16 protein-coding genes are annotated in these 15,029 nt (G+C 56.7%); 10 read left to right on the plus strand and 6 right to left on the minus strand.

Going from position 1 to position 15,029, the window contains the following annotated elements; genetic code table 11:
- Window positions 1-103: 103 nt before the first annotated feature.
- Window positions 104-2,392: a glycosyl hydrolase family 28-related protein gene (locus FN806_RS07465; RefSeq protein WP_142635652.1), complete on the plus strand. Its 2,289-nt coding sequence runs from the start codon at window positions 104-106 to the stop codon at window positions 2,390-2,392.
- A 43-nt stretch (window positions 2,393-2,435) separates the two neighbouring features.
- Here the strand turns inward: FN806_RS07465 and FN806_RS07470 are convergent, their stop codons facing one another.
- The gene (locus tag FN806_RS07470; RefSeq protein ID WP_246097186.1) at window positions 2,436-3,119 is read right to left on the minus strand and encodes a hypothetical protein; all 684 of its coding nucleotides are present in this window, start codon (window positions 3,117-3,119) and stop codon (window positions 2,436-2,438) included.
- A gap of 123 nt (window positions 3,120-3,242) precedes the next feature.
- On the opposite strand from FN806_RS07470, the gene FN806_RS07475 reads away from it, so the two are divergent.
- The 4 genes from FN806_RS07475 (at window position 3,243) to FN806_RS07490 (ending at window position 4,994) form a co-directional block, all read left to right on the plus strand.
- Window positions 3,243-3,563 carry an antibiotic biosynthesis monooxygenase family protein gene (locus FN806_RS07475; RefSeq protein WP_142635654.1) on the plus strand — a complete coding sequence of 107 codons (321 nt, stop codon included), beginning with the start codon at window positions 3,243-3,245 and terminating at the stop codon, window positions 3,561-3,563.
- A gap of 71 nt (window positions 3,564-3,634) precedes the next feature.
- On the plus strand, window positions 3,635-4,042 hold the full coding sequence (locus FN806_RS07480) for a universal stress protein (RefSeq protein ID WP_142635656.1): 408 nt from the start codon (window positions 3,635-3,637) through the stop codon (window positions 4,040-4,042).
- Between the two features lie 158 nt (window positions 4,043-4,200).
- Complete coding sequence (locus FN806_RS07485) at window positions 4,201-4,602, plus strand: excalibur calcium-binding domain-containing protein (protein WP_246097187.1); 402 nt, start codon at window positions 4,201-4,203, stop codon at window positions 4,600-4,602.
- Between the two features lie 38 nt (window positions 4,603-4,640).
- Window positions 4,641-4,994: an MmcQ/YjbR family DNA-binding protein gene (locus FN806_RS07490; RefSeq protein ID WP_142635658.1), complete on the plus strand. Its 354-nt coding sequence runs from the start codon at window positions 4,641-4,643 to the stop codon at window positions 4,992-4,994.
- Between the two features lie 43 nt (window positions 4,995-5,037).
- On the opposite strand, the gene FN806_RS07495 is transcribed toward FN806_RS07490, so the two are convergent.
- On the minus strand, window positions 5,038-5,262 hold the full coding sequence (locus FN806_RS07495; RefSeq protein ID WP_142635660.1) for a hexameric tyrosine-coordinated heme protein: 225 nt from the start codon (window positions 5,260-5,262) through the stop codon (window positions 5,038-5,040).
- A 110-nt stretch (window positions 5,263-5,372) separates the two neighbouring features.
- Between FN806_RS07495 and FN806_RS07500 the strand changes: the two genes are divergently transcribed.
- Window positions 5,373-5,819 carry a MarR family winged helix-turn-helix transcriptional regulator gene (locus FN806_RS07500; RefSeq protein WP_246097189.1) on the plus strand — a complete coding sequence of 149 codons (447 nt, stop codon included), beginning with the start codon at window positions 5,373-5,375 and terminating at the stop codon, window positions 5,817-5,819.
- 274 nt (window positions 5,820-6,093) lie between these two features.
- Window positions 6,094-6,384, plus strand: a complete 291-nt coding sequence (locus tag FN806_RS07505) for an antibiotic biosynthesis monooxygenase family protein (RefSeq protein WP_142635662.1) — start codon at window positions 6,094-6,096, stop codon at window positions 6,382-6,384.
- A gap of 833 nt (window positions 6,385-7,217) precedes the next feature.
- On the opposite strand, the gene uvrB is transcribed toward FN806_RS07505, so the two are convergent.
- On the minus strand, window positions 7,218-9,404 hold the full coding sequence (gene uvrB, locus FN806_RS07515) for an excinuclease ABC subunit UvrB (protein WP_142635664.1): 2,187 nt from the start codon (window positions 9,402-9,404) through the stop codon (window positions 7,218-7,220).
- Between the two features lie 81 nt (window positions 9,405-9,485).
- Window positions 9,486-9,965: an SRPBCC family protein gene (locus FN806_RS07520; protein ID WP_142635666.1), complete on the minus strand. Its 480-nt coding sequence runs from the start codon at window positions 9,963-9,965 to the stop codon at window positions 9,486-9,488.
- Window positions 9,966-10,123: 158 nt separating this feature from the next.
- On the opposite strand from FN806_RS07520, the gene FN806_RS07525 reads away from it, so the two are divergent.
- Both FN806_RS07525 and FN806_RS07530 read left to right on the plus strand, forming a co-directional pair.
- Entirely contained in the window at window positions 10,124-10,435 is a 312-nt protein-coding gene (locus tag FN806_RS07525) for an ETC complex I subunit (RefSeq protein WP_142635668.1), read from the plus strand.
- On the plus strand, window positions 10,436-10,912 hold the full coding sequence (locus tag FN806_RS07530) for a GNAT family N-acetyltransferase (protein ID WP_142635670.1): 477 nt from the start codon (window positions 10,436-10,438) through the stop codon (window positions 10,910-10,912). It abuts the gene before it with no gap.
- 8 nt (window positions 10,913-10,920) lie between these two features.
- Here FN806_RS07530 and FN806_RS07535 read toward each other — a convergent pair whose 3' ends face one another.
- Complete coding sequence (locus tag FN806_RS07535; protein ID WP_246097190.1) at window positions 10,921-11,790, minus strand: LysR family transcriptional regulator; 870 nt, start codon at window positions 11,788-11,790, stop codon at window positions 10,921-10,923.
- Window positions 11,791-11,893: 103 nt separating this feature from the next.
- Between FN806_RS07535 and FN806_RS07540 the strand changes: the two genes are divergently transcribed.
- Window positions 11,894-13,201, plus strand: coding sequence for a serine hydroxymethyltransferase (locus FN806_RS07540; protein WP_142635675.1), 1,308 nt, complete (start codon window positions 11,894-11,896; stop codon window positions 13,199-13,201).
- A 101-nt stretch (window positions 13,202-13,302) separates the two neighbouring features.
- Here FN806_RS07540 and hutU read toward each other — a convergent pair whose 3' ends face one another.
- On the minus strand, window positions 13,303-14,976 hold the full coding sequence (gene hutU / locus FN806_RS07545) for a urocanate hydratase (RefSeq protein ID WP_142635677.1): 1,674 nt from the start codon (window positions 14,974-14,976) through the stop codon (window positions 13,303-13,305).
- Between the last annotated feature and the right edge of the window lie 53 nt (window positions 14,977-15,029).

The raw sequence follows: 15,029 nt of genomic DNA on the forward strand, positions 1-15,029 counted from the left end.
TTCCTTTTCGATACTCAGACTTTTGCGTTCGGGGTGCGTGGCCCTGGGCACTGGGTTTATGCGCACGGCGACTGACCGCAGCGCGATTGGGAAAGGGATTTCTATGAATAAGGCAATCACTGACGGCATCGTATTCATGCCGCCTGTTTTCGCATCCGGTCTGAACGTGTGGTCGAGCGGCGATGGTACTCCGGGTTCGCCAACCTATGACGGATCGGGGAACGGCGTATATGTCCCGGCCGATGCGGATTTTGGCGGATGTCTGGAAATCCTGAAGGTAAACGCAACACAACAGCTGCGCTATATGGGCCAGACACCGCTGCTGCCGGGATGCTACTTGCAGATCAAAGCTCGGGTAAAAGCGATTAGCGGCCCCTTGCCCGAAGTTCGTATCGCCGCCTGGGCGGGCGGGGCAGGTGATGTTCAGGTGCCGGGCGTGGTCGAACAGGGCCCGGCAACACAGCTGTCCGGGTACGGCACCGTGCATGAAATCACTGCGATTGTGGGCGCGGGGCAACGGACGGGTGTGGATATGCCTTGGGGTGTTTCCACCCTGTACGGGCATTTCGGGCTGGATATTGAAGGCACCAACGGCGCTGTGGTCCGGATCGACGATATCGAGATTACGGATGTCACCAATGTGTTCCTGCGCGACATGATCTCTCTGGTCGATATCCGTGATTTCGGGGCGGTCGGTGATGGTGTAGCGGATGACACAGCAGCGTTTGTCGCCGCTGATCAGGCAGCGAATGGACGACGTGTCTTTGTCTCGGATGGCACCTACCTGTTGACGGAAAACACGACGATCTCGTCTGAGATTGAATTTGAGGGCATGGTCACAATGCCCGATGACAAGATGCTCTTGCTGACGAAGAACTTTAACCTGCCGGCCTATATCACGGCCTTCGGCGCCGAGGACCTGGCATTCAAAAAGGCCTTTCAGGCTTTGCTGAACAACTCGGATCATGAATCGCTGGATCTGGGCGGGCGCAAGATTTCGGTGAGTGAGCCGATTGACATGGCAGCGGCGGTTCCGAACAAACAAACAGGGTTTTCGACACGCCGGATCATCCGCAATGGCCAGTTCGATGTTCAAAGCAGTTCGGCCTGGGGCACCGAGACATTCACATCTCTGGCAACCTACAGCCCGTCGGACCCAACGCGTTTGACCAATGTTGCGAATGTTGCCAACATTCCTGTCGGCGCGCTGGTGCAGGGCAGCGGCGTTGGCCGCGAGATCTATGTCCGGTCCAAGGATGAGGGGGCGGGAGAGATCACTTTGAACGCGCCGATCTATAACGCATCCGGGACGCAGACATTTACCTTTTTGTCTTTCAAATATCTGCTTGATTTCAGCGGTTTCAGCACGTTGCGCAAGTTCGGAATGGAAGAGATCGAGTTTCAATGCAATGGCCGCTGTAGCGCAATCCGCCTTGCGCCGTCAGGCAGCACATTTGCCATAACGAACTGTTTTATCAGCCGACCTTTGGATCGCGGTATCACCTCGATCGGTACAGGGTGTCAGGGCATGTTGGTCGATAATTGTCAGTTCCTGTCTTCTGAAGAGTCCTTTGACGTCTCAGATCGCAAGTCGATTGCGTTGAACTCAACGGCCAATGACATCAAGTTGCGCCACAATCGCGCGGTTCGTTTCCTGCATTTTGCGGTGCTGGCAGGGACCAACAACATGGTCCTAGGCAACCATTTTTTCCAGGGAGACAGCATTACTCAGGGGGTGCGCTCGGCCGGTTTGGTCATGATCGGAACTTACAACAGCTCGACCATCGCCGAGAACTATGTCGATAACTGTTTTGTCGAATGGACAAATGAGCGGGATTCAGACCCTGTTTACACCGCTGGCTTCTCATTCAGCGCCATGAGCATTACCGACAATATCTTCTACTCGAACGAGGTCGCGCCCTGGTTCAGCAGCATTGTCATTCGTCCCTATGGCGCCGGGCATTTCCTGAACGGCGTCGTCGTGACGGGAAACAAATTCCGGTCCATCAACGGAGGGATCGACCGGGCCGAACGCGTGGACACGACATTCGCTGATCTGAACAACACAGCCCATTTGAACGTGACGTTTGAAAACAATACGTTCCATGGCGTCACTGCTAAAACCGCAAATCCACTGAGGGTACGGCACGCACAGAACACAGCTGCAACGGCGTGGACGGTGTCTTCTGAGGACCGGTTGCCCTTTGGTGGCAAGGCGCGCAGTTGTGACTCGGTTACCGTTCTGGGACCTTTGAAGACAGCGCTTGGGTCAACCAAATATTCGCACCCCTATGTCCTGCTGGAGCACGGGGTGGATGGATCTGATATCCAGTTACGCTGGCCTGAGGGTCTGAAGGGCGAGGTTTCAGCAATCCTGAGGATGGAGCGCTGACGGTGCGGGCGTCTGCCGGAATTAATGTAGGAACGGATTGGACTTAGAATTCGTTCCACAAAGCCAGTTTGATGCCCGTGTTTTTGCGGGCATCATTTCTTTCCACCCCCAGAACCCAGGTAGTAGAACTGTCTTTGGTTCGGATCATGACCGAGGGGCGTGCCTTCCAATATATCGAGTGCCCAGACCTGTAGGCCGTTTCGATTTGGATTAGGGGATTGATCAACCTGTCCGATGAAAGCCCTGTTGTCAGGTCGAGCTTTCGATAGATGTCATCATGTGTTCGGTTTTCGATGGCGGCATCAATCGCGATCCAACCGCTTCCCAAGGCGCTCTGGAATCCTTTGCCGTAAGACAGCGTCACTTTGTACTGTGCCCAGGCCCGTTCATGTTTGTGATATGCACCGGCACCAAATTCAGCAGCGAACCGACCCCATTGGCCCAAATCCGCTACTGGGACACGGGCAAAGATGAGTGCATGGCCATAGAGGTCTTGGTTTTGTTCGAAATCAAAGCCGACCGTCAGGTTCTGGCTGTATCCCCATTCCGCATAGAGAGAGGTTTTATAGTCGTACCCATCCTCAGGGAGCCGAAAAGCTGTCAGTGAGGCGGCTGTGAATGCTGCATCCTTTTCTCGCAGCCATGCACCTGACCAGGCAGGAGAGGCCATCAGCAACAGGTGCAATATCAGGGCAATGCGATACATGCTTGCAGCTTCCGTCAGCATGGTTAACGGAGTGTTAGTGTTTTGTTTATTTTTCGAATTGAAAAGAGCGCGCCTAGGCCAAAAGGAAACACAAGACCTTTCAGAATCCTGTGTTAGGTTTGAGACAGACAAGGGAGTTTCAAGATGCCAAAGATTTCCAAAAACGCTACTGTGCAGACCGTAATCACAACATTTGAAATGACGCCTGGCACCTGCCAGGATCTGCTTGAGGCGTTGACGGATGCCTATGCCAGCTTCATCTCAAAGCAACCTGGATTTGTTGCAGCGGGATTGCACGTGAACGACGCCCAGACCCGGATTGCCAATTATTCGCAATGGGAGCGTCGCGAGGATTTTCTGGCCATGCTGCGTACGTCAGAAATGCGTGATAGAAACCGTAAAATCAACGAGTTGTGCAAGAGTTTTGAGCCCGTCATGTACGATGTTGCGGAAACCTTCAACTGATCCTGACCTGGATCAAGGTCACGCGTCTGGTAATCGACCAGTATACTTGAGCAACCAAGGAGGCGCGTGCCATGTATCACAATATTCTTGTACCAATATCATTCGACGACGCGCGTGATATGCCGTCCGCATTGAAACTGGCGCAACTGTTGGCGGCACCCGAGTCACAGGTCACGCTGCTGCACGTGGTCGAACATATACCGGCCTATGCCAGCGCTTATATGCCGGTCGGGTATCTGGAGGATGCGCGCAAGGCCGTTCAGGCCGAGTTGGATGCGCTGGCGGAAAATATTTCGGGCGCCCGCGGAGTCGTTGTCGAGGGGCATTCCGGTCGGACGATCCTTGACTGGGCCGACGTGAATAAGCCGGATCTGATCATCATCGCGTCTCATCGACCAGGTATGCAGGATTTGCTTTTGGGCTCCACCGCTACCCATGTTGTCCGCCACGCTGCATGCTCAGTGCACGTGGTGCGTTAGGTCTCTGCCAGATCACAAGCGAGCGGCCAAGAAATTGGCCGGTCTGTCTTGTTTGCTTGGCCCAGGTTCGTAGAGCGTCCTGCATCGTGACAGAGTTTCACAGATATGTTTGTCCCTTAGGTATCGGCATCCCACGGATACTGGTGTATTGATCGGGAATGCAGCCAGAAAAGACCACTCCCAAGGCGCTGTTCACGGATCCGAAATCGGCCAAACGTGTTCAACGCGCCGAAGCTCTGCGCCGGCGCGCATTGTCACCGGTGCGGATTCTCCTGATGGTTCTCATGTTGCCGCTGACGACAGGCATCATTGCCCTGAGCGTCTGGTTGCGCACTTCCGAATTCGAGCGTGATGAGGCGGTTTTACATCTTGTTGCCCTTGCCGGATGTGGTGCTGCGCTCTCGGTTCTTCCTGGTCCGTTTCTGGAGGGCGAGCCGGGCTATCACCTGCAAAACGATCCCGATCAGGATGGTGTGGCCTGTGGAGTGATTGCCCCGAATGCAGAACAAAGCGCTGCCCCTCAAAAACGCGTTGGCAATGCCAAATTCGTGAGGCCCTGACAGGTGGGTAAGGACTTCGGATCAAAGAGGCTGAGCCGATGACGCGAGCAGAGTTCAACAGTTTCTGCGCGGGCCTGAAGGCCAGCTCTCATGTGGTTCAATGGGGCAATGCAGACGTGTGGAAAGTGGGGGGCAAGGTGTTTGCGATCTGCGGCTGGAACGACGGTCAGGACGCCTTCACCTTCAAAGCCACTGAACTGGCCTTTGAGGTGCTGAGCGACGAACCCGGAATTCGCCCTGCGCCATATCTGGCCTCGCGCGGGATGAAATGGCTGCAGGTCTATGAGGACCGCGGGATGAGCGACACGTCGCTGCGCGAGCATATCGTGACGTCCTATGATCTGGTCGTGGCCAAGCTGACCAAGAAGATGCGGGCGGAACTGGGCGTATAGGAATGGGTCATCCCATCCGCCACCCAGCCCATTTCACCTTTACTCACTTGCGCCAATAGTTGTTCGCTGCCGCCACAGTCTGGTAATTTGTCGCCACGACATGCGACACCATAGTCAGGCTGTCCGCATCGTTTTCGTAGATCGGCCTCAGGCGCTGACGAATCTCGTCATTGGGCTGCGTCTTCTTAACCGCCATCCGTGATAGTTTGATTGCCAGGTCAAATCCCTCCTCGGGTGTCTCGGTGATGAGCGTTGGTAGCCAGGACATGTGTTGCCTCCTATATCGTACACAATAATATCGAGCACGATGTAAACAACCTTGTGGGGGTGGGTCAATGAATTATATCGTGCACGATATAAGCGAGCGAAGGTGCTGCCGTGACAGATTCTCCGACCCAACCGAAGACCGACGAGATGTTTTGCCATGCGGTCTATACGTCATGGCATGTGATCAACCGCGCTTATAAGAGACACCTCGGCCCGCTAGGGCTGACCTATCCGCAATACATCACCCTGACTCTGCTGTGGCAGAGAGACCGGCGAAATGTCAGTGAGTTGGCCAACGCGTTGTCGATGGAAACCAGCACGCTGACCCCGCTGCTGAAACGCCTTGAGGCCGACGGGCTTGTCGACCGAACCCGTAGCAAAGAGGACGAACGCCAGGTTGTTGTTTCTCTGACAGGGGCGGGATCGGCATTACGGTCTGTGGCGCATGAGATCACCGCCTGCATGATCGCCGATACCGGGCTGGACGAACCTGACTTAGACCGCCTTTTGAATACGCTGGAGAAGCTGAAAGCCGGCATGTCACAGGCCGGCAGTTAGCACAGGCCGCAGACACGGTGAACAGCGCTTTGGTAGTTCAGGATCGGTCTGGCTGCGGCTGTGGAATCACAATATGTGATTCAGATGTCGAGCCTTCCGCGCTGGGCAGCAACTCTGGCGTGTCAGTGGCCCAAATACAGTGAGGCGTATGGTTGAAAATGGCCGCAAATCACGCGTATCAATGTGAGATTTCGGGCTGCCGTGCTAGGTTGCGTGCGGCGGGGTCGTTCCGACCGCGTCACATGGCGATATCGCCGGACGAGGGAGGAAGATCATGTTTGCACGTATTACTCAATTCAAGATGAAGCCCGGCACGCGCGAGGCGGCGACGGCGAAAATGAACGCATTGAAATCAGAAATCATGGGCATGCCCGGCATGCACAGCTTTACCAATGTGATGAACGAGGACGGGTCGGGCTATGTGATCTCGGTCGTTGAAAGCGAGGCGACCTCGAACGCAAACGCACCCAAAGTGGCCGAGCTATGGGGCCATTTCGCCGAGTTCATGGAAAGCCCGCCAACGCCGGTTGGGTATGATGTGATTGCCCATTGGGATAAGGGGTAAGGTATCGGGCGGGATATTCCCGCCCTTTTTTTGCAAAAGAACCTGTGCCAGATCCTCGGCCAGCACCACACGGGTGCCGCGCACCCGGTGAATGGCGCTTTGGTACTCATGGGTACTGGGCAGGGTGTGGGAGGTTGTCATGGCAACAGGTTGGGATCACAATTCGTGATTTCAAACGTGGAGGAGAGGGCGCTAGGCTGTAAGTTTGAAGTGCGGGTACCTTGAATTGCGAACGTGTTGGGTAGTGCTTTCACCCATATTTGGTTGGCAATCCGAAAAAATGGGAGCGAGCAATAGACGAAATTCGCAGTGCTCGACTGATAGACTAGAGAGCGGGTGCGTAAGACTCCAATAGATTGATATCTACAGATCGCTTGCACAGGTAAAGTAGTATCCGCATAGTTCATACGCGCAGCTTGGAATCAGTATACGTGGAACTTCAAAGGAAGCATCTGATGATTGGGCTGATAACCCTGATTAAAGAATTCTGTGTCTTTAACTCTGGCGCTCTAAAAGTGCTGGTTTGCTTGAGCCCAGGTGTCGTTTGGAAATTTGTGTACCCTGAAATCTATTATTCGTCTGGGTGGTCAGGATATGCCGACTTTAGCATTTTGATTCTAATGCCGTTGATGGTAATTTTCATGATTTGGGAATTTATCAAGCACAAGCGCCAACCTGCATAAATTGGTGCAAGAACCAAGTAACTTGGTCGTGCGCGAAGGGAACGTGCGTCGGTAGTTTCAGAAAAGTTAACTTTTGCGAGACTGAAGCAATGAGAGTGAATAGGTACGCGGGCGCGATATGGAAGGTTCGCAAATAGATATCTTCTCAGCCTACCTCTTCCGCCGCTTCACATTCCCGCCCCGCTGCCCTGGTCTCCCAGCCGTTGACCGGCCCTTCGATTTCACCGCGTCTTCCGAGGCTTTCTCGACCGCCCATTGGCGCGCCATGGGGTCGTCGGCGATGGCAAGATCGACCGCTTCCAGGCGTTTGATCTCGTCCCTAATATTGGCGGCCTCTTCGAATTCCAGGTTCTCGGCAGCTTTGCGCATCTTGTCGCGCAGCCCGTCCAGATGCGCCTCAAGATTCGCGCCGTGCATCGGTTTGTCGATGGTGGCGGTGACGCGGTTCATGTCGACGTCGCCCTTGTAGAGACCGGCCAGAACATCCTCGACGTTTTTCTTCACCGTTGCTGGGGTGATGCCGTGTTCCTCGTTATAGGCGATCTGCTTGGCGCGGCGGCGATCGGTTTCGTTCAGCGCGCGCTCCATGGAACCGGTGATCTTGTCGGCATACATGATCACCCGCCCGTCGGCGTTGCGCGCGGCGCGGCCAATGGTCTGAACCAGTGAGGTTTCCGAGCGCAGGAAGCCTTCTTTGTCGGCGTCCAGAATGGCCACCAGCCCGCATTCCGGGATGTCGAGCCCCTCGCGCAGCAGGTTGATGCCGATCAGAACGTCGAAGGCCCCCAACCGCAGGTCACGCAGAATCTCGATGCGCTCCAGCGTGTCGATATCCGAGTGCATGTAACGGACCCTGATGCCCTGTTCGTGCATGTATTCGGTCAGGTCCTCAGCCATGCGTTTGGTCAGGGTGGTGACCAGCGTGCGATAGCCACCGGCGGCGACCTTGCGCACCTCGTCCAGCAGATCGTCGACCTGCATGCCGACAGGGCGGATTTCGACCTCGGGATCCAGCAGGCCGGTGGGGCGGATCACCTGTTCGGTGAAGACGCCGCCGGTCTGTTCGATCTCCCACTTGGCAGGCGTGGCCGAGACGAACACGGATTGCGGGCGCATGGCGTCCCATTCCTCGAACTTGAGGGGGCGGTTGTCCATGCAGGATGGCAGGCGGAACCCGTGTTCGGCCAGGGTGAATTTGCGCCGATAGTCGCCCCGGTACATGCCGCCGATCTGCGGTACGCTGACGTGGGATTCATCGGCGAAGACGATGGCGTTATCGGGGATGAATTCGAACAGGGTCGGGGGCGGCTCGCCCGGTGCGCGGCCTGTCAGATAGCGCGAGTAGTTTTCGATTCCGTTACAGACGCCGGTGGCCTCCAACATCTCCAGATCGAAATTCGTGCGTTGTTCCAGACGTTGCGCTTCCAGCAGTTTGCCCTCTCCGACCAGTTGATCCAGTCGGATGCGGAGTTCCTTCTTGATGCCGATGATCGCCTGGTTCATCGTTGGCTTCGGGGTCACGTAGTGCGAGTTGGCGTAAACCCGCACCTGTTCCATATTCGCGGCGCGTTCGCCGGTCAGCGGGTCGAACTCGGTGATGGTTTCCAATTCCTCACCGAAGAACGAGAATTTCCAAGCGCGATCTTCAAGGTGGGCGGGCCAGATTTCCAGGCTGTCACCCCGCACCCGGAACGAGCCCCGTTGGAATGCCTGATCATTTCGACGGTATTGCTGGGCGACCAGATCGGCCATGATCTGGCGCTGGTTGTATTCACCGCCGACCTTCAGGTCCTGCGTCATCGCCCCATAGGTTTCGACCGAGCCGATACCGTAGATGCACGACACTGAGGCGACGATGATTACGTCATCGCGTTCCAACAGCGCCCGCGTGGCCGAGTGGCGCATCCGGTCGATCTGTTCGTTGATCTGGGATTCTTTCTCGATATAGGTGTCGCTGCGCGCGACATAGGCCTCGGGTTGGTAGTAGTCGTAGTAAGACACGAAATACTCGACCGAGTTTTCCGGGAAGAAACCTTTGAACTCACCATAGAGCTGCGCCGCCAGTGTCTTGTTGGGCGCAAGGATGATGGCGGGTCGCTGGGTTTCCTCGATCACTTTGGCCATTGTGAAGGTCTTGCCCGTCCCGGTCGCGCCCAGCAGGACCTGTTCTCTTTCGCCGTCGAAGATACCGTTGGTCAGCTCTTTGATCGCGGTGGGCTGGTCGCCTGCCGGTGAGAACTCGGTATGCATGACGAATTCCTTACCGCCTTCCAGTTTCAGGCGGGCGCGGACGTCATCAGCAGTCAGCTGAGTCTTGTCGGAATGGGCGTAAGGCATGGGCAGGCTCCGGGTCAGGCCCCTACATTTGTTCTTATTTTGTCCAACTGCAAGACCTGATCCGATCTAGAAACGGCAGTTTCAGTAATACGCAAACCGATGATCCGGAATTTGATCCGAACGCACCTTTTCTTCAAGCGCTTTCAGGTTGTCACCCAGGACACGCCCCATCATCGCTTTCAGCACAGTCTGCCCCATCAGCCATCCCAATGGACCAAACTTCATTTGATAATCCATGCTCCAGACTACTCTGGATTGGTTGTTGGCAAGGGGTTCAACGGCGATTGCTGCATGTGCTTGGGTCAGAGGCAGTGCAGACATCTCAGACAAGCGGACACGGTAGCCCCGGTTGATTTGCCAATCCGTGACTTCTTCGACCAGAGACGTCCCATTTTCAAAATGGCATCGTCGTTTCGATCCCACCCCATCCGCACCTTGTGTTAGCGCATCTACTGATGTCACCTGCGGGGCGAAATCGTCGATATGCATGAACCGGCTCAAAATGGCCCAGATATCTTCGGGTCGGGTATCAATGTCGAGGCTGCGTTCGTGGTGGATCATCTTGCTGTCCTTGTTGTGGCGTTTGAATGATTATACCATTCCCCTAATGACAGTTTTCGTCATCAGAACATCCTTGTCCTCCGCGACATTTGCCACCTTGTCCCAGGCCTCGCTCTGACGCATAAACAACTTCAGCCAAGTGAGTACGGAGAGGCGACATGCGCGCACGGATCTACCAGCCTTCGCGGAATGCGATGACATCGGGTACGGCCAAGACCCGGCATTGGGTGTTGGAATATGCCCCAGCATCCACGCGCGAGGTTGATCCGTTGATGGGCTGGACGTCTTCCAGTGACACCCAGACCCAGGTGCGTCTGAATTTCGACACCAAGGAAGAGGCGCTGGATTACGCCAAGGACAACGGTATCGACGCACAGGTCAGTGAACCGCATAAACGCAAGCCGAACCTGCGCGCGCGCGGTTATGGCGAGAATTTTGCCACCGATCGGCGCGCACCCTGGACGCATTAAATGATCGACATTCGCGAGGCTGACCCAACCTCCGACGCATTGCGCCCGGTGGTCGAGGCGCATTTTGCCCATAGCGAAACCGCCGGGCCAGCCGAGAGCAATCACACGATGGATGCCAGTGCCTTGGCCGGGCCCGGAATGCGGTTCTGGGCTTTGTATGAGGGTAACAAGGTGCTGGGCTGCGGCGCGCTCAAGGCGCTGCCGGATGGGACCGCCGAAGTCAAATCCGTGCATATCCTTGCAACCGCACGTGGCCGCGGTCTGGCGCGAGTGATGATGACCCATCTTGCTGATCACGCACGGGTCGAAGGGACCTCGGCGCTGGTTCTTGAGACGGGCGCCGATCATCTGTCCTACTACGACGCCGCGCGCAGGCTGTATGAAGCGCTGGGCTATTCCTATTGCGGCCCGATCTACGGCTATGAGGCCGACCCCAACAGCGCCTTCATGCGATTGGATCTAAAGCCCGCAGAATAGGCCGGTTGTTAGGCACTACCTTCGTTCAGCAATGCCACGACCTGTTGCGTTTCGGGCCTTTGCCGCGTTGCGCCAGGTATGTGGACGAACAGAAAGCGGCCCGTTGGGCAGGTGTATTCGCTTGCAGACTTAAGAGCGCCGCTTGCCAGGGCATCCTCAAGCAAACATAGATGCCCCATCAGAATACCCGCACCTGCCTTCGCTTCCTCCACGGCCAGGCTGTACAGAGAAAACTGCGGCCCGGTCTGCGCATCCTGCAGTTCAATTCCCGTGTTCTGTGACCAGATTGTCCAATCGTCGTTCCAGGTCTGGTCATGCAGAAGGACGGTGTCGACAAAGTGGTTCATATGTTCAATCAGGCTAGGCGCGCCGACCGGAGAGATGAGATCGGGGCAAATGCAAATCTGCTCGGGCTCAGCATTGGGTTCGCCAATGAATATGGCCAGATCGAACAATTCCCGATCAAGACTGGGTGGGTTTTCCATCGCGGTCACCGAAAAATTGATATGCGGAAACTGCGCCCTAACCCGGCTTAGCCGTTTCGGCAGCCAAAGCTGCGCAACAGATGGCAAGGCGGCGATATGAAAATCGGCGTTGGGTTTAAGGTTGCGGAGGGCACGCGTCGCCTCGGCCAACCCGTCGAAGGCCGCAGAGAATTCAGCCACCAGCGAAGCCCCGGCCTTGGTTAGTTCCACCCCCTGCGCGTTGCGCCGAAACAACGCGGTACCTGCCCAGCCCTCCAATGTCTTGATGTGCTGCGAAATCGCTCCGGGCGTGACGCTCAATTCCTCAGCGGCGGCGACAAAGCTGACATGACGTGCGGCAGCTTCAAAGGCGCGCATTGCATTCAGCGGGGGCCCTTTCGGGCGTTTGGGCATGACACTCATTTCAAGCCTTAGTTTTTCTACGCCAAGAAATAGCAAATCTGCTTTGCGCTGTCACGGAATGGCTGCCACCATGCTGCAAAACGGAGGACGTCCAATGACGCTTGCACAACGAGATTGGGTGCCGAGCACCAGTGAAACCCTGATTCAGGACATAGCGGCCACGACGGCGTCCGCAACGTCTGCCGATCTGCTGGCCCGTATCGAGCAGCTGGCGGAGCAGAACCGAGTGATCCATGAGGAAGAGTGCTTTAACCTCAACCCTGCGACCAATGTGATGAACCCGAAAGCCGAAGCGCTATTATCCTCTGGCATCGGGTCGCGCCCCTCTTTGGGGTATCCCGGCGACAAATACGAAATGGGACTGGAAGCGATCGAGGAAATCGAAGTGATCGCGGCCCAGCTTTGCGCGGATGTGTTCGATGCCAAATTCGCCGAGGTTCGTGTGCCTTCTGGTGCGATTGCCAACCTCTATGGCTTTATGGCCACATGCAAACCGGGCGACACAATCATTGCGCCGCCCGCATCCATTGGCGGGCATGTGACTCATCATGTCGATGGCTGCGCCGGCTTATACGGCTTGCGCACCATAGAGGCCCCGGTGAATGCCGATGGCTATACCGTTGATCTGGACCAACTGCGGGCGCTGGCACGGGCCGAGCGGCCCAAGTTGATTACGATTGGTGGCAGCCTGAACCTGTTCGAGCATCCCGTGTCCGAAGTGCGGTCCATCGCCGATGAGGTCGGGGCCAAGGTCATGTTCGATGCGGCCCATCAATGCGGCATTATTGCCGGGCGCGCCTGGTCCAACCCGCTGGCCGAGGGCGCGCATTTCATGACGATGAGCACCTATAAAAGCCTTGGTGGCCCTGCAGGTGGGCTGATCGTTTCGAATGATGCAGAAATCGCCAAAACGCTGGACGCTATCGCCTTTCCCGGCATGACGGCCAATTTTGATGCGGCGAAAACTGCCGCGCTTGCGGTCACGATGCTGGACTGGAAAGACTTTGGCGCGGCCTATGCGAAAGAGATGATCGCTATGGCGCAGGCATTGGCTGCGGCTTTGGATGCACAAAATGTGCCTGTGTTCGCTGGGGCCGAGGGCTTTACCAACTCTCACCAGTTCGCTGTGCTGGCCGAGCCATTCGGGGGCGGGCAGGCGGCCTCAAAAACCTTACGCCAAGCTGGGTTCCTTGCCTGCGGCATCGGTCTGCCCGTGGCGGCGGTTGAGGGTGATATGAACGGTTTGCGGATTGGCACGCCCGAGCTTATCCGTTGGGGGATGACCGCAGGCGATGCGGGTCGTCTGGCGGGCTTGATCAAACAAGGTCTGCAAGGCGCGCCGATTGCCTCCGAGGTTTCAGCCTGGAGACGCGCGTTCAACACGCTCTGCTTTGTCCATTAGATCACCGTTTCTGAAAGCAACCGGCGCGCACGGTGTTTTGTGATCGTTCAAACCCGGCCTTCACAAATGAATGGCCGGGATCTGTTCCGGTTGATCCGGGCTTAGTTTCCCAGAATTCCAGGCAGGCGCAGCCCGTGTTCACGAGCGCAATCCTTGGCTAGGTCATAACCAGCATCGGCGTGACGCCACACGCCCGAGGCAGGGTCGTTCCACAAAACGCGCTCCAGGCGTTTGGCAGCATCATCGGTGCCGTCGGCGCAGATCACCACACCCGCATGCTGGGAAAAGCCCATGCCAACGCCGCCGCCATGGTGCAGAGATACCCAAGTCGCGCCCGAGGCGGTGTTGACCAGTGCATTTAGCAGAGGCCAGTCCGAGACCGCGTCAGACCCGTCCTTCATCGCTTCGGTCTCGCGGTTGGGCGAGGCGACTGAACCGGAATCCAGATGGTCACGACCAATGACCACCGGCGCGCTTAGCTCGCCCGCTCTGACCATCTCGTTAAACGCCAGACCCAGGCGATGTCGGTCACCCAGACCAACCCAGCAGATACGCGCAGGAAGGCCTTGGAATGCGATCCGTTCGCGCGCCATATCCAGCCAGTTGTGCAGATGCGTGTTATCGGGCAGCAGTTCTTTGACCTTTTGATCGGTCTTGTAGATGTCCTCGGGGTCCCCCGACAAGGCCGCCCAGCGGAACGGGCCAATGCCACGGCAGAATAGCGGACGGATATAGGCAGGCACAAAGCCCGGGAAGGCGAAGGCGTCTTCCAGACCTTCCTCAAGCGCCATTTGCCGGATGTTGTTGCCATAGTCGACGGTTGGAATACCGTCATTGTGAAAGGCGACCATCGCCGCGACCTGCACCTTCATCGAGGCGCGGGCTGCCTTTTCCACTTCCTTCGGAGCGGTTTCAGCCTTGGATCGCCACTCGGCTACGGTCCAACCTTGAGGCAGGTATCCGTTGATCGGGTCATGCGCGCTAGTCTGATCGGTGACGATGTCGGGCTTGACGCCGCGCTTGTGCATTTCGGGGAAGATATCGGCGGCGTTTCCGATCAGCGCCACGGATTTGGCTTCGCCCGCCTTGGTCCAGCGGTCGATCATGTCCAGCGCCTCGTCCAGACTGTGGGTTTTTTCGTCGACATAGCGCGTGCGCAGCCGGAAATCGGCGGATTTCTCGTCGCACTCCACGGCCAGACAGCAGGCACCCGCCATCACAGCAGCCAGTGGCTGAGCACCGCCCATACCACCCAGACCCCCGGTCAGGATCCAACGGCCTTTCAGACTGCCACCATAGTGCTGACGTCCTGCTTCCATGAAGGTCTCATAGGTGCCTTGGACGATGCCCTGCGACCCGATGTAAATCCAGGAACCCGCAGTCATCTGGCCATACATCGCCAGACCTTTCTTATCCAACTCGTTGAAGTGATCCCAATTCGCCCAATGCGGCACCAGGTTCGAGTTGGCAATCAGCACGCGCGGTGCGTCCTTGTGGGTTTTGACGATGGCGACGGGCTTTCCCGACTGCACGACCAGGGTTTCGTCCGCTTCCAGGTCTTTCAGGCTGTCGACGATCAGGTCGAAATCCTTCCAGGTTCGCGCGGCCCGGCCAATGCCGCCATATACTACCAGCTCGTGCGGGTTTTCTGCCACGTCAGGATGCAGGTTGTTCATCAGCATCCGCAGTGGTGCTTCGGTCAGCCAGCTTTTGGCATTCAGTTCGGTCCCGGTTGGCGGATAGATGTCCCGGCTGTTCTTACGAGGATCGCTCATCGGTCATTCCCTTCAGATTGGATAGAGCCCGACAGGGCAAGGGCATTGAAGTT

Origin of the sequence: Ruegeria faecimaris (assembly GCF_900182615.1) — a bacterium.
GTDB classification, from domain to species: Bacteria; Pseudomonadota; Alphaproteobacteria; order Rhodobacterales; family Rhodobacteraceae; genus Ruegeria; species Ruegeria faecimaris.